At 50.9% G+C, this 466-nt stretch carries 1 rRNA gene; it reads right to left on the bottom strand.

The annotated features are described in order from the left end of the window. Positions 1-349 precede the first annotated feature (349 nt). A 16S ribosomal RNA gene (locus ES017_RS15315) occupies positions 350-466 on the bottom strand; the annotation flags it as partial.

The raw sequence follows: 466 nt of genomic DNA, 5'->3' as shown, positions 1-466 counted from the left end.
TTAACTAAACACACTTTTCAGCCTGTTATCTAGTTTTCAAAGAACATGGCTTCTTCTTGAAGCTACATCTTCGCTGCCATGCGCCGAGGAATTTATCATCTTCGTAATCACTCGCAGACGCAGGCGCGAGTTGAGGGATATTCCCTCAAAACTAAACGAAGCGAAAAAGCGTTTTTTATTATACGATGTCTAGCTTCAAACGAAAGTTCTCCGCTTTTCTTATTGTCTAGCTCCGGCTCCTAGCCCCTCGAGCCGCTTCGATCCTGCTGTGGCGGCAACAGCCTCCTCGCAGGCCCTCCAGCGCTTGTCGGGGCTAAACAGTCGCCTCCGCTTTTCTCATTATCCTTAGAAAGGAGGTGATCCAGCCGCACCTTCCGATACGGCTACCTTGTTACGACTTCACCCCAATCATTTGCCCCACCTTCGGCGGCTGGCTCCCGTAAGGGTTACCTCACCGACTTCGGGT

Origin of the sequence: Anoxybacillus sp. EFIL (assembly GCF_013096955.1) — a bacterium.
In the GTDB taxonomy this organism is placed as follows: Bacteria; Bacillota; Bacilli; order Bacillales; family Anoxybacillaceae; genus Anoxybacillus; species Anoxybacillus ayderensis.
This window is presented reverse-complemented; position numbering and strand designations above follow the sequence as displayed.